General features: G+C 69.0%; 16 protein-coding genes and 1 tRNA gene. 4 read left to right on the top strand and 13 right to left on the bottom strand.

Annotated elements, in window-relative coordinates; translation table 11 throughout:
- Positions 1 to 7 precede the first annotated feature (7 nt).
- The gene (locus BT364_RS11620; RefSeq protein WP_072485073.1) at positions 8 to 2,146 is read right to left on the bottom strand and encodes an AIPR family protein; all 2,139 of its coding nucleotides are present in this window, start codon (positions 2,144 to 2,146) and stop codon (positions 8 to 10) included.
- 392 nt (positions 2,147 to 2,538) lie between these two features.
- On the opposite strand from BT364_RS11620, the gene BT364_RS11625 reads away from it, so the two are divergent.
- On the top strand, positions 2,539 to 2,838 hold the full coding sequence (locus tag BT364_RS11625) for an NIPSNAP family protein (RefSeq protein WP_072485074.1): 300 nt from the start codon (positions 2,539 to 2,541) through the stop codon (positions 2,836 to 2,838).
- A gap of 11 nt (positions 2,839 to 2,849) precedes the next feature.
- On the opposite strand, the gene BT364_RS11630 is transcribed toward BT364_RS11625, so the two are convergent.
- Positions 2,850 to 6,395 (bottom strand): nSTAND1 domain-containing NTPase, encoded by a 3,546-nt coding sequence (locus BT364_RS11630; protein WP_256259709.1) that lies wholly within the window; start codon positions 6,393 to 6,395, stop codon positions 2,850 to 2,852.
- 304 nt (positions 6,396 to 6,699) lie between these two features.
- Between BT364_RS11630 and BT364_RS11635 the strand changes: the two genes are divergently transcribed.
- The 3 genes from BT364_RS11635 (at position 6,700) to BT364_RS11645 (ending at position 11,130) form a co-directional block, all read left to right on the top strand.
- On the top strand, positions 6,700 to 7,173 hold the full coding sequence (locus BT364_RS11635) for an ATP-binding protein (protein WP_072485076.1): 474 nt from the start codon (positions 6,700 to 6,702) through the stop codon (positions 7,171 to 7,173).
- A 173-nt stretch (positions 7,174 to 7,346) separates the two neighbouring features.
- The gene (locus BT364_RS11640) at positions 7,347 to 8,939 is read left to right on the top strand and encodes a serine/threonine-protein kinase (RefSeq protein WP_072485077.1); all 1,593 of its coding nucleotides are present in this window, start codon (positions 7,347 to 7,349) and stop codon (positions 8,937 to 8,939) included.
- Positions 8,940 to 8,982: 43 nt separating this feature from the next.
- The gene (locus BT364_RS11645; protein ID WP_072485078.1) at positions 8,983 to 11,130 is read left to right on the top strand and encodes a UvrD-helicase domain-containing protein; all 2,148 of its coding nucleotides are present in this window, start codon (positions 8,983 to 8,985) and stop codon (positions 11,128 to 11,130) included.
- On the opposite strand, the gene BT364_RS11650 is transcribed toward BT364_RS11645, so the two are convergent.
- The 11 genes from BT364_RS11650 to eboE form a co-directional block, all read right to left on the bottom strand.
- Positions 11,118 to 11,951, bottom strand: coding sequence for an ATP-grasp domain-containing protein (locus BT364_RS11650; protein ID WP_072485079.1), 834 nt, complete (start codon positions 11,949 to 11,951; stop codon positions 11,118 to 11,120). The two genes, BT364_RS11645 and BT364_RS11650, sit on opposite strands and share 13 nt — an antisense overlap.
- The gene (locus BT364_RS11655; protein WP_079179411.1) at positions 11,948 to 12,913 is read right to left on the bottom strand and encodes an ATP-grasp domain-containing protein; all 966 of its coding nucleotides are present in this window, start codon (positions 12,911 to 12,913) and stop codon (positions 11,948 to 11,950) included. Before BT364_RS11655 ends, BT364_RS11650 begins: the two co-directional genes overlap by 4 nt.
- 157 nt (positions 12,914 to 13,070) lie before the next feature.
- The gene (gene rbsD, locus BT364_RS11660; protein ID WP_072485080.1) at positions 13,071 to 13,460 is read right to left on the bottom strand and encodes a D-ribose pyranase; all 390 of its coding nucleotides are present in this window, start codon (positions 13,458 to 13,460) and stop codon (positions 13,071 to 13,073) included.
- Entirely contained in the window at positions 13,457 to 14,383 is a 927-nt protein-coding gene (locus tag BT364_RS11665; protein ID WP_072485081.1) for a ribokinase, read from the bottom strand. Before BT364_RS11665 ends, rbsD begins: the two co-directional genes overlap by 4 nt.
- 95 nt (positions 14,384 to 14,478) lie before the next feature.
- Entirely contained in the window at positions 14,479 to 16,452 is a 1,974-nt protein-coding gene (locus BT364_RS11670; RefSeq protein ID WP_072485082.1) for an ABC transporter permease/substrate-binding protein, read from the bottom strand.
- The gene (locus BT364_RS11675; protein ID WP_072485083.1) at positions 16,442 to 18,025 is read right to left on the bottom strand and encodes a sugar ABC transporter ATP-binding protein; all 1,584 of its coding nucleotides are present in this window, start codon (positions 18,023 to 18,025) and stop codon (positions 16,442 to 16,444) included. Before BT364_RS11675 ends, BT364_RS11670 begins: the two co-directional genes overlap by 11 nt.
- Entirely contained in the window at positions 18,022 to 19,038 is a 1,017-nt protein-coding gene (locus tag BT364_RS11680) for a LacI family DNA-binding transcriptional regulator (protein ID WP_072485084.1), read from the bottom strand. The genes BT364_RS11675 and BT364_RS11680 overlap by 4 nt, the downstream gene beginning before the upstream one ends.
- Positions 19,039 to 19,324: 286 nt before the next feature.
- Positions 19,325 to 19,412 (bottom strand) — tRNA-Leu (locus tag BT364_RS11685).
- 400 nt (positions 19,413 to 19,812) lie between these two features.
- The gene (locus tag BT364_RS11690) at positions 19,813 to 20,844 is read right to left on the bottom strand and encodes a sugar phosphate isomerase/epimerase family protein (protein ID WP_072485085.1); all 1,032 of its coding nucleotides are present in this window, start codon (positions 20,842 to 20,844) and stop codon (positions 19,813 to 19,815) included.
- 30 nt (positions 20,845 to 20,874) lie between these two features.
- Positions 20,875 to 22,281: an alkaline phosphatase family protein gene (locus BT364_RS11695; protein ID WP_072485086.1), complete on the bottom strand. Its 1,407-nt coding sequence runs from the start codon at positions 22,279 to 22,281 to the stop codon at positions 20,875 to 20,877.
- A complete protein-coding gene (eboE, locus tag BT364_RS11700) occupies positions 22,278 to 23,453 on the bottom strand; it encodes a metabolite traffic protein EboE (protein ID WP_072485087.1) in 1,176 nt (391 codons plus the stop codon). Before eboE ends, BT364_RS11695 begins: the two co-directional genes overlap by 4 nt.

Raw genomic sequence — 23,453 nt, forward strand, 5'->3', positions numbered from 1 at the left:
AAGCCCCTCACTCCTGCTCGGCCTGTTCATCAAGGAGCGCCAGCGCCATGTCAGAGAGGGTCAAGCCTCCTCCGTCCACAGCCCACCGGGCGGGACCCTGGACTGCGACTGGGGCTTGCTCCCAGCCCGCGAGTTCGTACATGTGCAGGACCAGGCGCGTAGGCGAATAGGCCCGGTTGTCCCCCGCCCACAAAAGGCACTTCGATCGATCATTGACCCACGTCGCCTCACTGCGTCGGGGTTCTTGGGCGAGCCATGCTTCGAGAGCTTTGATCTCTGGCTTGTTCAACAGCCGCAGACGAAGGGGAGTTCCATCCGTGATCTTCCCGTGATCGACGAGAGTGGGCACGGCGTTGGGCCGACGGGCCTTGCGCCGGGCTGCTCTGGAGGGGCGATACTCGGCGGGTAGATCGGGGATGACTCCTGCACGCTCCGCATCACGGAGCACCAGCGCTGTGAGCTGCTTGCAACGCGCCACGTCCGTGAGGGTGCCGCTGAGGAAAGACGTCGGCCCGAATTCACTGTCGATATGGTGGATCAGCCAAGAAAGGACCCGCGTAGTCAGGGCAGGCACCTCGGCGAGCACCTTGTCCCAGTCGTAGTCAGGGTCATCAATCCGGTCCTGCTCAATGAACTGGAAGACCAAATGCGTGATCAGCAGGTCGCCTCGCTGGGCGACGTCTGCTGCACGCTTCTGGAACTTCTTGCGCTCCTCGTTGAGCGCAGCGCCGACCGCCCGGTGAACAAGCACTGACCGCCAGATCTGGAATGCGCTCGGCCGCTCCGAGAACAGCCGGGGGTAGGCTCCGCCGGCTCCTCGTTCCCAGAGTAGATCCGTATCCCGCTTGGCGCGCACGGTGAGTTCAGTGCCGTGATGCGCACACGCCAAGGCGATGGCAGAGTGGACCACCGAACACCCCTCATCTGGAGCGGGGTCCGGCTCGCCGCGCTTGTACACGTATGACTTTTGAAGTGACAGCGCGAAATCCTCCCGGATCATCGCCTGGACCTCGTCCAGGGCGATGAAGTCGCGTTGCTCGACATGGTTCTGGGTGTTGGTTGTCTCTGTGATCCGCCGTGCAAAGTCCGGCATGTTCTCACCGACAACGATGACCTTGACAGTAACTTCGGCATCTTCGACGGCATCCGCGGACGACTGCATCGCGCGATGCGCGGCGCTCACGGTCTGCGCTCCGTTGACCACGCTGACGCCTCTGAGCTGTAGGTGCACCGGCTCGTCCGGCCTGCGTCGGCCGGGCCAGTCTTCGTCCAGCCCGTCACAGAGCACTGTCACCCCGTTATTGAAGAGCCAGAAATTCTCCGGCTCCTCAGCAAGCGTGTTGAGCATGCCTGAATTCACCCGAGTGGTGCCCAGCGACTGCCGAAGGTTCTGCGAATACAGACGGTCTTCATACTCCCCGTACCACTCCGCAATGTTGCTCGCCGGAACCGTCCCCTGGTAGGCAACAAGGGGCGTGTTCCGCTTGAGCCAGTTCGTCATGCGCACGGTGACCCGCACCGGCTCAGGAGCGAGGTCTTCACGAATCTGCCGCAGGACATCCGCAGCGTTGACCACTCGGTAGTCCAAGACAGGGCCGAGCCCGTTGAACTCCTTGCGGGCATCTTCGAGGATGGCGACAACCTCGTCGCTGAGCGTTCCCATTCCCATCACCGCGATCACCAGGGTGACCTTCAACCGGGCGTCGTGCATGGCGGAGTTCACCCGGGCAGCAATCGGATCGAGTCGGTCGTTGAACCGATCGAAGCTCCGCTGCTCGATGAGGCGAAGACCATGGATGAACTTGTGGGCGGCGTCGGTGTTGAACTTGCCCTTGCCTTCGTCACTCCACTTGGCCTGGACGAGCCAGACCTCCTGTGTACCGTCGGTCACGGCCACACCATCGATGCCCTGGTCAAGTTCGCCGTCAATGACCGAACGACCTGCGGTCTTGTGGTCGCATCCGGTGACAACGCGAACGGCCGCAGCAGTAAGAGCTCGAGACAGAAACCGCTGGTCGTACCCCCGCTGGTCATACGACTTGAGGTCTTCGTCGTAGATAAGACCGGCGTACTGTTCCATCAGCGCGGAACGAATCTGGTGAACGCGAATCGGAGTTGTGGCGTTCCTGCGCTCTACATCGTCCATGTCATCCCCCGGTATCGCTCGACTTGTCACCTGACACATAGTAGGTATCACCACGCCAGGATCGAAATGGCTCGAAGTCGCTTGCGCGGGGCGCCACATGCACGGACCGGGTAATGCCAGCCATCAGGTAGCTACTGAGCGGACATCGCTTGGCTGTGTGGGCCGAGACCCCACATCCGAGACTCATTTGCTGGAGTGCCTCTGTCGTGACGGTGGTACCCGACCAGGATCCAGCTCCGTAGCCAACCGTCCGCGGCCACGATCAACACATCATCCCGTGCGAGACCATGCCGCGGCCCTTGGAGGAGAAGACCAAAGAAGATACTCGTTGTCGTGCCGCGTCGCATCGGGTACATACCACCTCCGAGTCCAACCGGGAAGGCACACCACCCATGGCCAGGACCACGCAACTCCGCACCTACACCGTTCGTGACGGCATGCTGGACAAGTGGGTGGAGCGGTGGCGCGCGGAAATCGTGCCGCTGCGCCTGGAACTGGGGTTCACGATCGGCGGGGCTTGGGTCGACCGGGAGCGCAACCGGTTCGTATGGCTGATCTCCTACGAAGGCCCCGAAACGTTCGCGGAGCGCAACGCGATGTACTGGTCGTCGCCCGCCCGCAAGGCGATGGACCTTGATCCGGACGACTATCTGGTGAGCACCGACGACCGGACGGTGGAAGAGCGGTACTGAAGCCGGTCCGGCTACGTCCCTGCAAGTGGCAACAGATGCCGCCGCCGTTCATCCTCGTCAAGGGTCCGGAAAACGCGTCCTCGGGCATGGGCTTCGAGCCGGTCGTAGTCCGGGTCGGCTGACCAGATGCGGGCTGTTCCGTCGAACGAGGCGGTGAGCAGCCGAGCGCTGTCACGGGACCAGGTGACCGATGACACCTTGTCCTGGTGAACACCGACGATGGCGACTTCCTCAAACGTGTCGGCGGACCAGACGCGTACCGTCCGGTCGTCGGATCCGCTGGCGATAAATCGGCCATCGGGAGACCAGGCAACGCAGCGGACACGTCCTTCATGGCCCTTGAGCACATCGATACGGCGGCCCGTGGCGACATCCCACACCGCCACGGTCCAGTCACCGGAGGCTGTGGTGACCCGCTGTTCGTCGGGGGCCCAGGCGACGTCGTCCACGTAGTTGTCGTGGCCACGCAGGACGGTGAGTTGCCGGCTCTCGGCGACATCCCATAGGCGGCATGTGCGGTCGTCCGATGCGCTCGCAAGAAATCGTCCACCGGGAGACCAGGAGATGCGGCCCACCCAGTCCTGGTGGCCGGTCAGAGCGGTGAGCTCGGTACCTGTGTCCGCCTCCCGCACGCGTACGATGCCGTCGTGTCCGCCGGTGGCGATGCGGCGGCCGTCCGGTGACCAGGCGCACGCCTCGACGACTTCTCCCCGCTGCTCGACCAGAGTGGTGCCGGTGTCGTCCATGACGCGGAAGACACCGTCGTTCGTGCTGAGCGCGAACCTGCCGCCTTGAGGCAGGGGCGACCATGCCACGCTCCAGACCCGGTCATCGAGCCGCATCGGCTGTCCGGCGGAAGTCCCGTCGCCCGCGTGCCAGAGTCGTACGGTGGCGTCGTCACAAGCCGTGGCAATCGTCAGCTCGTCGGCGGACCAAGCGGCCTGGTTCACGGGGCCGCAGTGTCCGTCGGCCACCACGGTCTCCGCTCCCCGTGGCCGCAGGTCCCACACGATCGCGGTGCCGTCGGTCGAGCTCGTGGCGAGTTGAGTGCCTGAGGGCGACCAGGTCACGCCCCAGACCGTGTCGGTGTGGCCGCGCAGCACGGTCAGCACTTTGGCGTCCTGGGTGCTGACGAGGCGCACAGTGTGGTCCGAGGAAGCAGACGCGAGTACCCGGCCGTCCGGGGACCAGGCCAGGTTCCAGACGTAGTCTGTGTGGCCACGCAGCAACAGCCGTAGCGCACCGGTCCGGGCATCCCAGATGCGGGCAGTGTGGTCGCCGGAACCCGTGGCAAGGGAGGAACCGTCCGGCGACCAGGCGATTCCTTCGACGAAGTCCGAGTGACCGGCCAGGACGACGGCAGTTCCAGTGGACAGGTCCCACACGCGCGCAGTCTGGTCATGTGAGGCCGAGGCGAGGCGGCTGTTGTCCGGCGACCAGGCAACGCCCCAGGTGTCGTCCCGGTGCCCACGGAGCTCGTGTGCGAGGTGCCCTGTTTCTCCTTCCCACACTCGTACGACGCAGTCCTTCGAACTGGCTGCAACGTGCCTTCCGTCGGGAGACCAGGCCACCTGCCTCACGATGTCCGCGGCTCCGGTCAACAACCGGACAGGCTCTCCGGAGACGGCGTCCCAAATCCGTACGACTCGCTCCCGTCCCGCCGTCGCAACGTGAGCGGAATCGGGCGACCAGGTGACCGACTCGACCATTGCACCATCGGAGGGCAGAACGAGCAGCGACTGCCCGGATCGGGCGTCGAAGACGCGTGCGCTGCCGTCACGTGATGCGGTGGCCAGTCGCCGGCCGTCCGGAGACCAGGCGATGTGCCTGACCGTGTCCGTGTGCCCGTCCATGCGAGTACGGAGATGACTCGCAGCCAGCGCCGCCATGAGACCGCGGCGGGCCGAGGGCGTCGGCGTGCATTCGCCGAGAGCGGCCAAGGACAGGAGAATGGCCCGCTCCGGATGGCTCTCCGCGCTGCCGAGCGCATACTGGCCAACACCGTCCGACACACGGCGAAGAAAGGCCAGATCACGTCGCTGCGAGGACATCACGAGTACACGAACCGGCTCCGCTGCCATGCCTGATTCCTCCAGTGCGGTGAGCCAGCGCTGGGCCAGCGTTAGCCGTTCGCCGGTGAGGAGGTAGTCCTCACTGCGTCCTGAGCGTTCCCAGTCCTCGGCCCACCGCTCCAGCTCGGCCCGCTCGCGCAGTTGCTCCACGCGTGATTCGACTTCCTGGCGTAGCGGAGCCCACTGTCGGAACAGTGCCTCGTGCGTCACCTGCGCGTAAGGCTCTTCCTGACCGGAGGCACCGTCCCCACCTGCGTCGGATACCAACAGCCGTGCATCGACGAACGCGTCGACGACGTGTCGTTCCCGTTCGGTCAGTTCGGACAGCAGGACTCGCTTGCGGGCAACTTCCTGTCCTTGAACCGTGACGAACCGGAGGAGGACCTGCAGTACGAAGGCGATCCCGTCAGCGTGGCCGAGTTCGGCCACAGTGTGATCCGCCTGCCGCGCAAGGGCACCCGCCACACCGCCCACGCTGTGGTACAGCTCTTCGGTGACCGTCTCGCCCGGACCGGATGCGAAGTAGAGCTCCTGGAGGAGATAGGCGAGCAGCGGCAGGGCATCGTCCGCGCCGACTTCGTCGACGATGGTGTCCACCACACCGGGTGCGAAGGAGAGGTCCACCAGCGCAGCGGGGCGCTCCACCACCTGCGCGAACTGACTTCTCCCCAGTGCACCCAAGGTGATGGGGTGTTGGCAGATCTCGGCATGTCCCGTGGCCAGGAGCCGACCTAGAAAGTCCACCCTGAGTGTGGCCAGCACGCGGACATTCGTGTCCTGCTCCACACAGAAGCGCAGCGCGCCGAGGAACTGCGCTCGTTCCCGCTCACCGGCAAGGGTGACCACCTCTTCGAACTGGTCGATCACAAGGAGCACACGCCGGAATCGGCCGCCGCGCAGACGCACCAACTCTGTCTTAAGAGCTCCCGGCCCCTGACGCAGGCGCCGTAGGACAGCACTCACTGATTCCTGTCCTTCGCCTGCGGCCACGATGGCCGAGGCCAGAGCACCGAGCGGATTCGGCCCCGGGGAGAAGGCGGGCACCAGCGTCCATCGGCGGTCCCGCAGCCGTGGCATCACACCGGCTCTGACGAGCGAGGACTTTCCGCTCCCGGACGCGCCGACGAGTACGAGAAACCGATCGGTGGGCCTTTCCGATGAAGTGTGGAGCCTGCGTGTGAGTTCGGCAGCCAGAACTTCCCGGCCGAAGAACACGGCCGCCTCGTCCTCTGCGAAAGAGTCCAGTCCGGGGTACGGGACCCGGTCACGCGGCCAGTCGACCTGCGGCGGCGCCGGGTTCTCCAGCCGGTACACGACGACCTGGCCCACCACCATCGCGACGACCAGAAGGCCGATGGCGGGGACGGACGCATGTTGGATGACCTGTAACAACCACGGGGCATCGCTGACGTTGGTGGCGTAGTTGGTGACGATGCCGAACAAGCTGGCGACAAGCACCAGCATGACCTGAAGCGCGAGCTGCATGCGCTGCCTCATCACGCACCGACCGTTGAGTCGTTACTTCTCCGCAGCACAGCGTGCCCCCCGCTCCCCGGTAGCAACGGACATCATCGAACCCGAAGAAGTCGATCTCAACAGCACGTGACAAAACAAGCCACTGTGCGAACGGGGCCACGACAGGCTGCCCGGCCACCGCGTCCTCGTCGCCCCGCGTCACCGCCATCGCCTGTCCCACGCACGTACATGCCGAACGCTCCCGCGTACAAGCAGTACGCGACGGCGCGTCACCCCTGGTCATGCTACGCCACTGAACGGAACCGTGGCCCCCATGACCAGCAACTCGCCACTCCCCGTGCGCCCCCTTCGCACCAACCAACCCCGCTTCCCCGGGCACCACTTCTCAATGCGCTTCAGCTCCACGCCCCGCGGTGCCCGCCTCGCCCGGCGCCTGGCAGGTGAGCGGCTCGACGCGTGGGGCATCCCGTACGGCAGCGACACCCACGACACGGTGACACTGGTCATCGCCGAGCTGAGCGCCAACGCCGTACGTCACGGCCTCGTGCCCGGCCGCGACTTCCGGTTGCGGCTGTCCGCCGAAAGCTCCACCGTCCGCGTCGAGGTCACCGACACCCGCGGCGAGAAGGTCCCTGCCCTCACCGACCCGTCGGACTCCTCAAGCGGAGGCCGCGGCCTGCTCCTGGTGGCCGCGCTCGCGGACCGCTGGGGCTGGTATCCGTGCGCGGACGGGCCGGGCAAGACGGTGTGGGCCGTCTGTTCTGTTGTGGCGGAGCCCTCGCCGTAGAACGGCCGGGGCCCCCGCCCCGGGCGCCCCGTGACCGGAAAGGGGCGCCCCGACCGCCTCCGTGCCGCCGCCGCTGGACTGAAGATCGCCCCACCAGGGACACTTGCCCTCCACCATGCCGAAAGCCGGTCCAGCCGCGCACACCGGCCAGCACACGCACACACGGGGGCAATGTGCCGCAGCAGCAGCCGATCGCCGGTCGGTACGAGCTTCTGGAACCGCTCGACAACGGCGGCATGGGGGACGTGTGGCGTGGCTACGACGCCGTGCTCGACCGGCCCGTCGCCGTGAAGCTGATCCGGCAGCAGGCCGTCGGCGGCTCGCCGCAGCTGGCGGAGGAGTTCGCCAAGCGCTTCCGCCGTGAGGCCCGGATCACCGCGCGGATCCAGCACCCCGGCGTGCCCCAGGTGTACGACGCGGTGCTCGACGACACGTACGAGCGGCTGTTCCTGGTCATGGAGCTGGTGGACGGGATGTCGCTGTCCGCGTACATCCATCCGAATCGGCTGCTTCCGGTCAGTTGGGCGGTGGCGGTGGCGGCACAGGTCGCCACCGTGCTGTCGTACGCGCACGAGGTGCCGGTCATCCACCGCGACCTCAAACCCAGCAACATCCTGGTCGCCCGCGACGGGACGGTGAAGGTCCTCGACTTCGGGATCGCGGCGATCCTGCGGACCGACGTCACCAAGCTGACCGCGACCGGCACCCCCATCGGCACCTACCAGTACATGGCACCCGAGCAGGTGCGCGGCGGACGGACCACTCCGCAGACCGACCTGTACGCGCTCGGCTGCGTGCTGCACGAACTGCTGGGCGGACGCCTGCTGTTCACGGCGGACAGCGAGTACATGGTGATGTACCAGCACGTCAACGCCGCTCCCACTCCACTGCGGGTGCTGCGTCCCGAGGTGCCGCAGGAGTTGGAGGACCTCGTCCTGCATCTGCTGCTCAAGGCGCCGGAGGCCCGGCCCGCCGATGTGCAGGAGGTGTACGAGCGGCTGCGGCCGTTCCTGCCGCCGCCCGGCCGGATGCCTGGGCCCGGCGAGGCCGGACCGGCGGGGGTGCCCGACCCGACCGGGCTCTTCCGCAACCCGTACGCGCCCCGTGCCCGCGCGGGTGCGGGCCGGTCCGCGCCGGTGGCCGCCGACCCGGCTGCCGGACAAGCCGCGCCCGTGCCCGTACCCGCGCAGTTGCGGGCGGAGATCGACGAGGCGTACGCACACTCCGACGCACTCCTGGACGAGGAACGGTTCGCACAGGCCGCCGAGGTACTGGGAGAGATCATCGAACCGGCTGCCCGCGCGCTCGGCGCGGAGAGCCGGAAGGTCCTGGAGCTGCGGACCCGCCGGGCCGCGATCCAGCTGCTCGGCGGGGACTACCGGGCGGCTCTGCCCGAGTTCGACGCTTTGGCGGACGCGTACGCGCGCACCGACGGCCCCACCGGCGAGCCCGCACGCGCCTGCCGCGCCCAGGCCGCGCGATGCCGGGCCGAACTCGGCCAGGTCACCGATGCACTCGCCGCGCTGCGTGGCCTCCTCGACGTCGTACGAACGGTCGACGGCGATCTCAGCGAGGAAGCCGTCGAGCTGCGCCGCGACATCGGGATGCTGCTGCTCGCCCAGGGGCAGGCGGTCGAGGCCCATCGGATTCTTCGGCCGTTGCATGACGACCTGTGTCTGGTCTTCGGGCCCGGCGACGAGATGACCGAAGAGGTCGGCGAGGCGCTGGCTCTGATAGGCCTCGATCTCGACGCTCCGGCCACCTGACCCCGTCTCCCCCGTCCCGTCCGCTTCCCGGAGAGTCAGTCCCATGCCCCACCTCGCGTTCGATATCGGTTTCTGCGCCCAGCTCGGAAAGCTTCAGGGCAGTGTCAAGCAGGGGGTGTTCGACGCGTGGGAGAAGTTCGAACGCCTCACTCTGGACCAGTTGTTCAAGGATCCCGGGCTCAAGTTGGAGAGCCTGAAGCGGGCCCGTGATCCTCATATCCGGACCATCCGGATCGACCAGGGGACGCGGGGTGTCGTCCTCGCACCCGACAGCGGCGACACCTATGTACTGCTGCGCGTGATGCCGCACGACAAGGCGATCGACTGGGCCGTCAAGCAGAAGGCCAGCATCAACACCGTGACCCGGGCCGTCGAGATCCGCGACATCGCGATGCTCGACGAGCTCACCCCCGTGTACGAGAGCATCGCGCCGACTCCCGACCGACGGCTGTTCGCGAAGGTGTCCGACGGGGACCTGGCGGCGCTCGGCATCGACGAAACCACCCTGCGCCAGGCCCGTGCCCTCACCGACCCCGAACAGCTGGAGGTCTTCGCGCCGTACTTCCCGCAGGACCAGCGTGAAGTCCTCGAATATCTCGCGGCAGGCTTCACCGTGGAGGAGGTGTGGCGGGACGTGGTGTCCATCGGCCTCGCCGCCGCACCCGCCGACACCACGCCCGTGGACACCGGGGACTTCGCGACCGCCATCCACCGCACCAGGACCCGGATCGCGCTCGTCACCGCGTCCGAGGAGCTGCGCGACATCCTCGACAAGCCGTTCGCGGCCTGGCGGGTCTTCCTGCACCCCTCCCAGCACAAGGTCGCCTACCGGGCCTCGTACTCCGGGCCGGCACAGGTCACCGGCGGTCCCGGGACGGGCAAGACGGTCGTCGCTCTGCACCGGGTGCGCCATCTGCTGGGGTACCTGCGCGACGGCGACCGCATTCTGCTGACCACGTACACCAACACCCTGGTGGGCGCGCTGCGGACCGGGCTCGCCACCCTGGTGGAGGACGAAGCGCTGCGGGACCGAGTGGACATCATGACCGTCGACGCGTTCGCGGGCCGCATCGTGTCCACCTCGCGGCGGCCGCTCCGGGGCAGCGAGGAGGAGACGCGGTGGGCGCAGGCCGCGAAGGCCACCGGGTTCACCGGCACGGCGCAGTTTCTCGGGCAGGAGTACAAGCACGTCGTCCTCGCGCAGAATCTGCGGACCCTGAAGGAGTACGAGGGCTGTGAGCGGCGCGGGCGTGGCAGCGGGCTGCCCACGTCGGCCCGCGCGCTGGTGTGGCGCACGATCGAGGAGTTCACCCATCGGCTCACCTCCGACGGGCTCCGCACCTATCTCGGCACGTGCGCGGAGGCAGCGGATCTACTGGAGGCCGATGGTCCGCGTTACCGGCATGTGGTCGTCGATGAGGCGCAGGACCTGCACCCCGCGCAGTGGCGGCTGTTGCGTGCGGCGGCTCCGGCCCGTCCCGACGATCTCTTCATCGCGGGCGACCCCCATCAGCGCATCTACGACTCGAAGGTGTCGCTGAAGGCCGTCGGGATCAAGGTGGCCGGCCGGTCGGCGAAGATGCGCAAGAACTACCGCTCCACGCACGAGATCCTCTCCTGGTCCACCGCCCTGCTCGTCGGCCGGCCCTTCGAGCAGTTGGCGGACGACGCCGCGAACGAGACCCTGTTGGGCTATCGCTCGGCCCTGCACGGCAAGGGACCCGAGGCGTACGGGGCGGAGTCGGAAGAAGCCGAACTGGACGCACTCGTCGCACGCGTCCGTAGCTGGCTCGACAGCGGGATCTCCCCGGGTGAGCTCGGGGTGAGCGCCCGCTTCAACAAGAACTGCGACAAGGCGGTGCAGCGGCTCAAGGCCGCGGGCATCCCTGCCTCACGCCTGCGGGGCGATGTGCCCTCCGACGCGGACGCCGTGCAGGTCGGCACGATGCACTCCTTCAAAGGGCTGGAGTTCCGGTGCGTCGCGGTCATCGGCGTGAGTGAGGGTGCGCTGCCGTACCCGCGTGCGGTGACCCCGGCCGACATCGACCGGCTCCAGCACGAGTCGGACCTCCTGGCGGAACGCTGCCTGCTGTTCGTCGCGTGCACACGGGCCCGGGACGGGCTGCATGTGTCGTGGTCGGGTACGCCGAGCGAGTTCCTGGTGGAGGCCGGGGTGTCTCAGGCCTCGTAGGCGGGTGGGCCGGGGAGTCGCAGTGCCAGGGCCGCCAGCGCCTCCGGGGCGCCCTTCGGGCCGCGGATGCCCGGGAAGGCGTTGATGTCGACGACGACGGGCTCGCCCTCGCGGTCCAGCAGGTCGACACCGTAGACGTCGAGGCCGAAGACGTCGCCTGTGCGCAGGGCGAGCCGGGTCCAGGTCTGCGGCAGGTCGCGGACCAGCGGCGCGGGCCGTGCGCCGTCCGGCGGTGCGCCCACCGGTGCGGGCCGCACCGCCGCGAACACCTCTCCCGCGATCACCCAGAGCTTGTGGTCCCAGCCACTGTTCGCGACGAACTCCTGCAGCACGACGGGCTCGTCGGACCACCCTGCCGCAAGGTCCCGGAGCCCGGCCGGGCCGTCCACGCGGGCGACCAGGTCCGCGCGGCGGCTGTGGCGGCTCTTGACCATGAGCGGATAGCCGCTCTCCGGCAGCTCCGAGCCGTGGCGGGCTTCGGACAGTGCGTCCAGGGTCCGTGTCCGGGGCATCGGCAGACCGGCGCCTTCCGCCACGGCGGCGATCCGGCTCCTGTCCTGGCACAGCTCCGTCGCGGCAGCGGAGTTCACCACCCTGACGCCGAGCCCTTCGAGGGAACGGGCCAGCGCGAGTGCCCGGGGGGTATGGGCCTTGAGAAGGTAGACATCGGCGAGATCGCCCGGGGCCACCAGCTGCGACGGGGATCCGGTTCCGGCGTCCGGGTTCAGGAACATCACCCGGTGCTCCGCCTCGGTCAGCGCGGAGGCGGCCGCGGCGAGCAGCGGATGATCCGGCTTGTCGGTCAGCACACAGACCCTCATATCCGCGCGCCTTCCGGTACGGCTGCCACCATGTCCGCTTCGGGACCGGGCCCGGGACCGGGACCGGCGGCGGGGTACGGATGGGGCCGTCCGTGGGAGATTTCCGGCTGCACGGGAATGCGCGGGGCAGGGGCGATCGCGCCCCTCCGGTCGGAGCCGCCCGCCCTGGCCAGCTCGAGAACGGCGCCGGCCAACCGGGACACGGCGTCGGGCACCCGGCGGAAGCTCGGGAAGTCGTTGATGTCGACGATCACGGGGCCGTCGGGGCCGAGCACCACGTCGATGCCGTAGAGATCGAGGCCGAAGACCGCTCCCACCTTCGCCGCCGCTTCGGCCACTTCGGCGGGCAGCGGGACGGCTCTTTCGTCGACCGGCGCGTCCGGGTGGAGCGGGGAGCGGCGCACGGTCGCGTGGAACTCGCCCGCGAGACAGTAGACCTTGAGGTCGGAACCCGCATTGGACACGTAGGGCTGTGCGATGAGCTGGCCCTCGCCCGCCTGCTCCGTCTCCGCCAGCCGCCCGGGGTCCGACACGAACCGCACCCCGCGCCCCGAGCTGCCGTCGGCGGGCTTGACCACCAGGGGGAAGAGCTCCTCGGGAACGTCCGCGAACAGCGCGGCCCTCGGTGCCGAATAGGTCACCGGGACCGGCAGCCCGTGCTGCCGCGCGATGACCGAGGTGAGGACCTTGTCGCGGACCGCGCGGATCGACCGCGCGTCGTTCACCGTGGTCAGCCCCACCGCCGCCGCGGCCTCCAGCAGGGTGAGCCCGGGGCCGCCGGACACGGTCTTGAGTACCCAGGCGTCGTGGGTCCCCGCCCGCACCTCCTCCGATATCCGCAGGAGTGAGCCGCCGGGGCGCACCACGTCCACCCGGTGTCCCCACGACGTCAGTTGCCGGACGACGTCGAGCGGCATGCCGTCATGCCGGTACAGCTCTTCGACGAGGAAGCAGAGCTTCATCCCAAAACCCCTCGGTGCCCCACAGCTGGTGAGGGCACAACGGTGCCTCGTGGTGCTCCTTCGAACACCACCAAAAGGGCAACGCTACGTCACGCCCGCCCCAAAGCAACCTCGGCCGTGGGTTACTGATGGTCCGTTCCTTCGCCGGCTGTTCCCGTCAGAAGAAGACCCCGCACCGCAGCAGCACATTCGCGTACGGCCGCGCCTCCCCCGTCCGCACCACCAGCCGGGCACCCGCCGAGAGTGCCTTCAGCTCGTCATGCGGTACGTGGGCGAGTTCCGGGAGGCGTTCCGCCAGGAGACACGCGGCCTCCGGGTTGGCCTCCCCTACCTCGTACGCCGCTGTCGCGCCCTCCACCACCAGTTCGTCCAGCAGCCCGTCGAGCACCTCGGCGAACGACGGGACACCGGCCCGGAAGGCCAGGTCGACGACGTGGGGGCCGGCCGGGATGGGCATGCCCGCGTCGCAGATCAGTACGGCGTCGCCGTGGCCCAGTTCGGCCAGCGCTCCGGCCAGATGGCGGTTGAGGATCCCTGCCTTCTTCACAGCGCGGCGACATCCTCTGCGGTCGGGAAGGACGCCTGCGCGCCCTGCCTGGTGACGGCTGCCGCGCCCACCCTGACGGCGAACGCGACAGCGTCGACGAGTTCCTCGCCCAGGCCCAGCCGCCAGGCCAGGGCGGCGGTGAAGGCGTCGCCCGCCCCGGTCGTGTCCACGGCCTCGACCTCGACGCTCGGTACGCGTACGACCTCGTCCCCGCGGCTGTCCGCGACCAGTGCTCCCGCCGCCCCCAGCGTGACCACGACCGACCGCGGGCCGAGCGCGAGCAGCGCTCGCGCCCAGTCCTCCGGCGTGCTGCCCGCGGCCTCGCCCAGCATGTAGCGCGCCTCGTGCTCGTTGACCACCAGGGGGTCGCAGGCGGCCCGCACATGGCCGGGCAGGGGCGCGGGCGGGGACGGGTTCAGCACCAGCCGGGTACCCGGTGACATCGCACCGGCCACCTCGGCGACCGTGTCCAGCGGGATCTCCAGCTGTACGGAGACGACCCGGGCCGCGCCGAACAGGTGGCCGGCCGCCCGGATGTCCTCCGGGGTGAGGCGGGCATTGGCCCCCGGCGACACCACGATGCTGTTGTCACCCGAAGGGTCCACGGTGATCAGCGCGACGCCGGTGGGGGCCCCGCCCACGAGGACGCCCGCGGTGTCGACGCCCGCCGCCCGTTGCGACTCCAGGAGCAGGCGGCCGTGCGCGTCGTCACCGACCCGGGCCAGCAGGGCCGTACGGGCTCCGAGGCGGGCCGCGGCGACCGCCTGGTTCGCCCCCTTGCCGCCCGGGTGGACGGCGAGGTCGGAGCCGAGCACGGTCTCGCCGGGGGCGGGGCGCCGCTCGACGCCGACGACCAGGTCGGCGTTGGCGGAGCCCACGACCAGCAGGTCGTACCGGTCGTGGTCGTGTTCGCTCTCGTGCATGGTTCCTGCTTTCCGTGGTCAGGCGGCTGTTCGGGGCGAGCCAGGTCATGTCCGCAAGTCCCGCTCAGCCGCACCGGGGTCCCTTTGGGCCGGGCTCAGGAGAAGTCGGCGACGTTGCTCTTGGTGACGACCTTGACCGGCACCATCACCGTGCTGCCGACCTTCTCGCCCTCTGCCGCCTTCACCGCGTTCTGCACGGCGATCCTGCCCAGCTCCTTGGGCTGCTGGGCCACGGAGGCGTACAGCGTGCCCGCGGCAACCGCCTTCAGGCCGTCCGGGGTTCCGTCGAAGCCGACGACGGACACCGACTTTCCGGCCTTGCTGCCGAGCGCCTTGACCGCGCCGAGCGCCATCTCGTCGTTCTCGGCGAAGACACCGCTGATGCCGGGGTGGGACTGGAGCAGGTTGGTCATGACGTCCAGGCCCTTCGTGCGGTCGAAGTCCGCCGGCTGCCTGGCCACGACTTTGATGCCGGGGTACGCCCCCAGGCCTTCGGCGAAGCCCGCTCCGCGCTCACGGCTGGCCGAGGTGCCTGCCGTGCCCTGCAGGACGGCGATGCTGCCCTTGCCCCCGAGCTTCTCGGCCAGCGCCTTGGCGGCGAGCCTGCCGCCGGCGACGTTGTCGGACGCCACGAGCGTCGCGGTCCGCGCCTTGTTGACGCCTCGGTCGGCGGCGATCACGGGGATCTCCGCCTTGTTGGCGCCCTGGACTGCGGGGCCCGCCGCGTCCGAGTCCACCGGATTGACGATGATCGACTTCATGCCTGAACTCGTGAAGTTCTGGATCTGGTTGGCCTGTTGCGAGGCGTCGTTCTGGGCGTCGGTGACGGTGAGGTCGACCCCGGCCGCCTTCGCCTCCGCCTGTGCGCCCGCCTTCATCTGGACGAAGAAGGGGTTGTTGAGCGTGGAGAGCGACATGCCCACCTTGGTGTTGCCGCCGGAGGGGCCGGAGTTGAAATAGGAGACCGCGCCCACGACGACGGCCACACACAGTGCGGCGACACCGAACTTGACCGCGCCCGCTCCCTTGCGACCGGATCCCGGTGAGCCCGGTGCCATGGACGAACCGCCCGGTGCGGCAGCTCCGGATCCGGCCTTGCGGCGGAGTGTGTCCAGCAGCACCGCGAGCGCGATGACGACACCGATGACGACCTGCTGCCAGAAGGCGGAGACGGAGAGGAGGTTCAGCCCGTTGCGCAGGACGGCGAGGATCAGTGCACCGATCAGGGTTCCGGACGCCTTGCCGACCCCGCCGGCGAGGCTGGCGCCGCCGATCACCACTGCGGCGATCGCGTCGAGTTCGTAACCCTGCGCGGCCTGCGGCTGCGCGGAGGTCAGCCGGGAGGCGAGGACGATGCCCGCGACCGCGGCGAAGAGCCCGGACAGGGCGTAGATGGCCAGCTTCTGCCGCTTGACGCGCAGCCCGGAGAGCCGGGCCGCCTCCTCGTTGCCGCCGATCGCGTACATCGAACGGCCGATGTAGGTACGGGCCAGGATCAGCGCCGCGATCAGCCCCATCACGATCATCACGAGGACCGGGACGGGCAGCCAGCCGCCGAGCGTGTCGCCGAGCACGGAGACCGAGTCGGGGAAGTCGATCGGCTTGCCCTGGGAGATGACCAGGGACAGACCGCGCGCGATAGACAGCATCGCCAGGGTCGCGATGAACGGCGGCAGTTTGCCGTACGAGACGAGCGCCCCGTTGACGAAGCCGCACGCGATTCCGGTGGCGGCTGCGAGGACGAGCGCCAGCCAGACCGGCAGCCCCTCCGAGGTCGCCGTCCAGGCCAGGACGGTCGCCGAGAGCGCGGCGACCGAGCCCACGGACAGGTCGATGCCCGCCGAGACGATGACGAAGGTGACACCGAACGCGAGGATCGCGGTCACGGCGGCCTGCACACCGATGTTCAGCAGGTTCTGGGTGGTCAGGAAGTCACTGGAGAGCAGCGACATCGCCACCAGCAGGACGACCAGGGCGCTCAGGGCGCCGTTGTCGAGCAGGAGACGGCGGACCGTGTGCCCTGCGGCGCCACTGGCGCCCGTATTGCTCTTGAGCGTGTCAGTGGCCACGGGGGCTCTCCTCAGTCGTCGTGGACGATGCGTCGGAAGGTGTTGTGGAAGGTGCTGTGGAAAGTGTTGTGGAAGGTGTTGTGGAAGGTGCGCTGACGGCGAGGGCCATCACGGCGTCCTGGGTCGCTTCGTGCGCGGCGAGTTCCCCCGCGATCCGGCCCTGGGACATGACCAGCACCCGGTCGCTCATGCCGAGGACCTCGGGCAGGTCGCTGGAGATCATCAGGACCGCATGGCCCGACGCCGTCAGTTCGTTGATGAGCTGGTAGATCTCGACCTTGGCACCGACATCGATGCCGCGGGTCGGTTCGTCGAGGATCAGCACCCTGGTGTCGGCGAGCAGCCACTTGCCGATGACGACCTTCTGCTGGTTGCCACCGGAGAGCGTACGGACATGCTGGCCGAGGCCCGCCATCCGTACGCCGAGCTGTTCGGCGATCCGGGCGGCCGCCACGCGCTGCCCCTTGAGGTCCACGAGCCCGGAGCGGCTGGCCGAGCGCAGGGTGACCAGGCCCAGGTTCTCCTGCACCGAGGCGTCGAGCACCAGCCCCTGCCCCTTGCGGTCCTCGGGCACGAGGCCGATTCCGGCGCCCATCGCCACGGTGACGTCATGCTTGGCCAGCCGCTCGCCGAGCACGTCGACGGTGCCGCCGTCGTAGGGGTCGGCGCCGAAGACGGCGCGGGCGACCTCGGTGCGTCCGGCGCCGACGAGACCGGCCAGACCGACCACCTCGCCGGCCCGCACCTCGAAGCTGATGTCGTGGAACACGCCGTCGCGGGTCAGGCCGCGCACGGACAGCAACGGGCTCCCGGTCTCAGGTCGTTCACGGGGGTACTGCTGGTCGATGCTGCGTCCCACCATCAGCTGTACGAGCTCCGCCTCTGGGGTCGAGGCGGGCACCTGGTCGATGCTCCGGCCGTCGCGCAGCACGGTGACCCGGTCGCCGAGTGCCGCGATCTCCTCGAGGTGATGGGTGATGAAGACGACGCCGACGCCGTCCGCACGCAGCTGCCGCACGATCCGGAAGAGCTTGTCCACCTCCTCCGAGGTGAGGACCGCGGTCGGCTCGTCCATGATCAGGACGCGTGCGTCCAGGCTGAGCGCCTTGGCGATCTCCACCATCTGCAGCCTGGCGATGCCCAGTTCGCGGATCCTGGCCTTCGGCGAGACATGCAGGCCGACGCGGCGCAGCAGCACCTCGGCGTCCGCCTCCATGCGACGGCGGTCGATCATCCCGAAGCGGCGCGGCTGCCTGCCGAGGAAGATGTTCTCGGCGACCGTGAGATCGGGCACCAGGTTGAACTCCTGGTAGATCGTGGCGATTCCGAGCCGTTCGGCGTCCTGTGCGCCGTGGATGCGGACCTCGCGCCCCTGGGCGAAGATCCGGCCGCTGTCCGGGCGGTAGGCGCCGGAGAGCATCTTGATGAGTGTGCTCTTGCCGGCTCCGTTCTCGCCGAGCAGGACGTGTACCTCGCCGCTGCGCAGGTCGAAGTCCACGCTGTCCAGCGCGACCACACCGGGGAAGGTCTTGCGTACGCCTTCGATCCGCAGCAACTCGTCGGGAATGCTCACAAGTTGCTCCTCTTGTCCGAGGTGGGTTCGCCGCAGGAGCGGCGTACGACGAGGCGGGCGGGAAGGGTGACGGACTGCGGGGACCGGCCCTCGACGATGTCGACCAGTGCGCGGACGGCGGCGCGGCCGAGCTCGCCGGTCGGCTGGGCGATCGCCGTGATCGGCGGGGCGGTGTGGACGAACCACGGGATGTCGTCGAAGGCGGCGAGCCCGATGTCCTGCGGGACACGCAGGCCGGCCGCACGGATGGCGTCCAGCGCGCCGAGCGCCATCAGGTTGTCGGCGGCGAAGACGACTTCCGGCGGTTCGGGGAGTGCCAGGAAGCGCTCGGTGACGCGCCGGCCGCTGTCCGCCTGGAAGTCGCCCTGGCCGATGTAGGCGTCGGGCAGCGTGAGTTCGTACGCGCGCAGCGCCTCGCGGAAGGCCTCGACGCGCTCGTTGCCCGTGGTGGTGGCCGCGGGGCCGGCGATGATCGCGAGTCTGCGGCGGCCCAGCGCGTGCAGATGGGCGACCAGGTCCCGGATCGCGAGGCGGCCGTCGGCGCGTACGACGGGGACGTCGACACCGGGCATCCACCGGTCCACGAAGACCATCGGGGTACCGGCTCGCGCCACGTCCGCCATCAGCGGGGAGTCGCCGTCCGCGGGAGAGACGAGCAGCCCGTCGATCCTCCGGTCGAGGAGCGTGCGGACGTGGTGGTCCTGCAGCTCCGGCCGTTCGTCGGCGTTGCCGATGATGACGCTGTAGCCGAGGGCCCGGGCCTCCTCCTCGACGAAGCGGGCCAGTTCGGTGAAGTACGGATTGAGCACATCACTGATGACCAGGCCGAGGGTGCGCGTCTGATCGGTGCGCAGCGAACGGGCGACGGCGTTGGGCCGGTAGCCGAGGGCGTCGACGGCGGCGAGGACTCGTGTCCGCGCGTCCGGGCTGACGGAGGGATGACTGTTGAGAACACGGGAGACCGTGGCGACAGAGACTCCCGCCTGGGCCGCGACGTCCTTGATGCTCGTCATGTCCGGACCACCTCCTTGTGGTTTCCGTGAGCCTCGAAACCAGCGGGCCGGAGCCGTGGACCGGAACCGTGGAATCGATTACACGGATGATTGGAAACGATTACACGGGTGGAGACAAGACCCCACCCGCCGTCCGAGACCGGATCGTAACGAGCGTGACGGAGGAGATGGGAGTGAGCCGAGCGCACGCACGGGGCGCGACATCGCAGGGGACAGCCGGATACGGGCCCACAACACAAAATGCCGATCGGGAAGAATCCCGACCGGCATTTGACCGATTTCCTACTGGTGTCCGAGGGGGGACTTGAACCCCCACGCCCGATAAAGGGCACTAGCACCTCAAGCTAGCGCGTCTGCCATTCCGCCACCCGGACCAGGTGGTCGGCCCCGGTTTCCCGCGGCGACATGGAAAACAATACCAGGGGTTCGGGATGGCGCTCACCTGCGTTTCCCATGGTCAGTGCGGTGCGGCGGATACACCCGGCACGATCCGGCCCCACCTCCAGCACCGCGACCACGGTCCGCGGTCACACCCGTACGCACAGTACATCGCCTCGGCGGCTCCACCTCGACCTCCGCGTCGGCCGGGGCGGCCGCCGCTACCGATCGCGCCGATGTCGAAAGTGCCGCACACCCCCTGGACACCACCCACCGGATGCGGGATGAGGGGTTACACACAGTATTCGTCGACTGTATGTAATGCGCCCCGGCTGCGCGGTCGTCACGACGGCCCTCCCCGCCGCTTCGCGAGGAGGGCCGTCGTGCGTGCGGTCGCTAGCAGCCCTTGCGGCGCAGGGTGTGCAGGTAGGCGGCCGAGCGGCGGGCCGTGGTGAAGGAGTCCACGATCGGCTGGTCGTGCTCCACCTGCCAATGGTGGTCACGGCGGCCGCCATGGGTCCTGGTGACGGCAGTGAGGAACTTCTTGTAATCGATGTCGCCGTCCCCGACGTCCACCATGCGGTAGCCGTCGCGGGCCGCCATGTCGTGCTCGCCGTCCTTGACGTGGAAGAGCGGGTAGCGGTCGGGCTGCTTCAGTACGTAGTGCAACGGGTCGAAGGTGTCGGCGGTGCCGTCGGCCCGCTTCCCGAACCGGAACTGTCCGACGTAGGCCCAGTAGATGTCCATCTCCAGGAAGACCAGATCGGGGTCGGTCTCGGCGAGCAGTACGTCGTAGAGGCGGACATCGGGCCGGTCGGTGGCGAAGGAGAACTCCTCGGCGTGGTTGTGCTGGTAGAACTTCATGCCGCGCTCCCGGGCCGCGGCGCCGTAGGTGTTGAACTCCTCGGCGGCGCGCTTCCAGGCATCGACCGTCGATCCGTAGCGGAACGGCCCCGAGGCGGTTCCGACATGCTTGAGACCGAGGGCCTGGGCGTCGTCTAGGACCTTGGTCAGGTTCTGGGCAAAGGTGTAGGCGTTGGGGTTGTTGTTGTCGTAGTAGCCGACGTGGCTGCCGATGCCCTTGAGCCCGTGGTCGCGGGTGAGCTGCTTGAGCTGGGCGAGGGTGATGGCACCGGCCGAGCCCTGGGTGTATCCGGCGTACTCGACCTCGTCGTAGCCGTACGCCTCCAGTTCGGCGAAGACCTTGTCGAAGCCGAGGGTCGAGACCTTGTCGCGGAGGGTGTAGAGCTGGATCCCGAGACGGCCGGGCGGCAGCAGCGGATCACCCTGGGGCCTGCCCTGTGCGGTGGCGGACGGGGCGGCGGCACCGAGGAGGGCGGCTGCGGTGGCTCCGGCGGCGACGCCGAGCATGGAGCGCCTGCTGAGCTTATGGGCGAGTTCGGCGTCGACGGGGGTGCGGCGGCTCATGGGGGAACTCCTTCTGGGGGCGGGACGTTGTCAGTGCAGTCCGGCAAGCTTGAGGAGCAAGGACTTCACTTCGGTGGCCCGGACGGGGCCGGTGAACGCGTGGGGGGTGGAGCACAGGATGAGCGGACCTTCTTCGTCGCTCTGCGGAAGGCGGCCGTGGCTGCCGCGAATAGGTGACGGGTCCAGGGGCACGACCGCCATGCGGTAGCGCATGCCGAGTTTCTTGCGGGCGACGGCCGTGGCCGCCTTGACCCGGACGTACGGGTCCTGGGGGTCCAGGAAGAGTTCGACGGGGTCGTAGCCGGGTTTGCGGTGGATCTCGACGAGCTGCGCGAAGTCGGGCGCGCGGCCGTCGTCGAGCCAGTAGTAGTACGTGAACCAGGCATCCGGGTCCGCGACGGCGACCAGTTCGCCCGAGCGCGGATGGTCCAGGCCGTGCGCCTTCTTGCCCTCGTCGTCGAGGAGTTGCTCGATGCCCTGGAGGTCCTGAAGGGCTTCGCGGGTCGCTTCGAGGTCTTCGGGGCGGCGTACGTAGATGTGGGCGAGCTGGTGGTCGGCGACGGCGAAGGCGCGGGAGGCCATCGGGTCGAGGTACTCCATACCGTCCTGGGTGTGGACCTCCAGGAGGCCGGCCCGGCGCAGCACCCGGTTGATGTCCACGGGCCGGTCGACACGGGTGATGCCGTATTCGGAGAGGGCGACGACGGTGCGGCCCTCGCGGCGGGCATCGTCCAGGAGGGGAGCCATGGCGCGGTCGAGTTCGGCCGCGGCCCGGTGGGAGCGCGGGTCGTCGGGGCCGAAGCGCTGGAGGTCGTAGTCGAGGTGCGGGAGGTAGCACAGGGCCAGGTCGGGGCGGCGGGTGTCGAGGATGTGCCGGGTCGCGTCGATGATCCACTGCGAGGAGACGAGGTCCGCGCCGGGGCCCCAGAAGTGGAAGAGGGGGAAGGTGCCGAATTTCTCGGTGAGTTCGTCGTGCAGGGCGGGCGGACGGGTGTAGCAGTCGGGTTCCTTGCGGCCGTCGGCGTAGTAGACGGGGCGCGGGGTCACGGTGATGTCGGTGTCGGCGCCCATCGCGTACCACCAGCAGATGTTGGCGACGGTGTAGCCGGGGTGGGAGCGGCGGGCGGCGTCCCAGAGTTTGTCGCCGGCGACCAGTCCGTTGTGCTGGCGCCAGAGCAGGATGTCGCCGAGTTCGCGGAAGTACCAGCCGTTGGCGACGATGCCGTGTTCGGCGGGGGTGGTGCCGGTGAGGAAGGTGGACTGGGCGGCGCAGGTGACGGCGGGAAGGACGGTGCCGAGGGGGGCGTGGGTGCCTGACTGCCCCAGGGCCTTGAGGTGCGGCATGTGGTCGAGGAGCCGCGGGGTGAGGCCGACGACGTCGACGACGAGGAGAGGGGTGGGTGTGGTGGGCCCGGTGGGCTGCTCGGCTGTGTTCACGGGAGCTCCTTGAGGCCGAGGTCGACCAGGAGGTCGCGGGCGAGGGTGAGTTCGGCGGCGATGCCGTCGGCGAGCTGGGTGCGGGTACGGGGGCGGTGCGCGGCCGGGAGCGCCTGCCAGGTGTACGTCTCGACCTCCAGGTGCCTGGTGAGGGGCCGTGCGCCGCCCACCAGGCGGGTCAGTGTGGATCGGAGCACGGGAAGGGTGGAGGTGAGCGGTGGTGCGGGTGGTGCGTGCAGGGGGACGTGGAAGTGGGAGCGCCAGGGGGCGCCGTCCGGCAGGACCCGGCCGGTGACGGCCTCGCCGAGGTCGTCGGTGCCGCGCAGCCCGGCGGCGGTGCTGGTGCGGGTCTGGTGCAGGAAACGGGGCTCGTCGAAGGCGGCGAGTGCGGCGCGCACCTCGGGAAGGTGGGGGTGTTCGGCGTGCAGGGCGGCGGAGAGCTGGGCCTTGGCGATCGGGATGTCCGCTGCGCCGAGCGCGTCGACGGCGGTGCCGGGGTCCTCGAAGGAGGTGGCCAGGTGGCAGGTGTCGATGCAGATGCCGATGCGTGGGTGTCCGACGGAGGTGAGGGGTGCGATGGCGTCGGCGGTGGTCTCGACCGTGCAGCCCGGTTCGGGTTCGAGGCCGATGCGGATGGACTTGCCGGTGAGCTCGGCGAGTGCGTCGAGGCGTTCGCCGAGGGTGGTGAGCGCGGTGTGTGCCGTGCGGGCCGCCTCGGGGTCCGAGTCGAAGGGGGTGCGCCAGGCGATCGGGAGGGTGGAGATGGTGCCTTCGGTGGCGTCGTCGGGGAGCAGGCCGGCCAGGAGCCGGGCGAGGTCGGTGGTGTGGGCGAGCCGCTCCGGGTCCGTCCAGTCCGGCTTGTACACCCGGTATTTGACCTCGTCGGCGCCGAATCCCTCGTACGGGAAGCCGTTGAGGGTGACGACCTCCAGGCCGCGGCGGTCCAGTTCGGCGCGCAGGGAACGCAGCTGGGCCGGGTCGTTGATCAGGGCATGGGCCGCGTCCCTGGCGAGCCAGAGACCGATGCCGAGCCGGTCGCGGCCGAGGCGTTTGCGGACCGGTTCGCAGTGGTCGCGCAGTTGGACGCGGACGCCGTCGAGCGTTTCGGCGGGGTGGACATTGGTGCAGTACGAGAGGTGGACGGTGGAGCCGTCGGGGTGTCGGAAGCGCAT

It is taken from the genome of Streptomyces atratus (genome assembly GCF_900119365.1).
GTDB classification, from domain to species: domain Bacteria; phylum Actinomycetota; class Actinomycetes; order Streptomycetales; family Streptomycetaceae; genus Streptomyces; species Streptomyces atratus_B.

Excerpts from the sequence above, each read along its gene's own strand:
- BT364_RS11645 (WP_072485078.1), top strand. The coding sequence starts at position 8,983 with ATGCCCCACCTCGCGTTCGATATCGGTTTCTGCGCCCAGCTCGGAAAG.
- BT364_RS11690 (WP_072485085.1), bottom strand. The coding sequence starts at position 20,844 with ATGAGCCGCCGCACCCCCGTCGACGCCGAACTCGCCCATAAGCTCAGC.
- BT364_RS11665 (WP_072485081.1), bottom strand. The coding sequence starts at position 14,383 with ATGCACGAGAGCGAACACGACCACGACCGGTACGACCTGCTGGTCGTG.
- BT364_RS11620 (WP_072485073.1), bottom strand. The coding sequence starts at position 2,146 with ATGGACGATGTAGAGCGCAGGAACGCCACAACTCCGATTCGCGTTCAC.
- BT364_RS11650 (WP_072485079.1), bottom strand. The coding sequence starts at position 11,951 with ATGAGGGTCTGTGTGCTGACCGACAAGCCGGATCATCCGCTGCTCGCC.
- BT364_RS11635 (WP_072485076.1), top strand. The coding sequence starts at position 6,700 with ATGACCAGCAACTCGCCACTCCCCGTGCGCCCCCTTCGCACCAACCAA.
- eboE (WP_072485087.1), bottom strand. The coding sequence starts at position 23,453 with ATGCGCTTCCGACACCCCGACGGCTCCACCGTCCACCTCTCGTACTGC.
- BT364_RS11625 (WP_072485074.1), top strand. The coding sequence starts at position 2,539 with ATGGCCAGGACCACGCAACTCCGCACCTACACCGTTCGTGACGGCATG.
- BT364_RS11630 (WP_256259709.1), bottom strand. The coding sequence starts at position 6,395 with ATGCAGCTCGCGCTTCAGGTCATGCTGGTGCTTGTCGCCAGCTTGTTC.
- BT364_RS11655 (WP_079179411.1), bottom strand. The coding sequence starts at position 12,913 with ATGAAGCTCTGCTTCCTCGTCGAAGAGCTGTACCGGCATGACGGCATG.
- BT364_RS11680 (WP_072485084.1), bottom strand. The coding sequence starts at position 19,038 with ATGACGAGCATCAAGGACGTCGCGGCCCAGGCGGGAGTCTCTGTCGCC.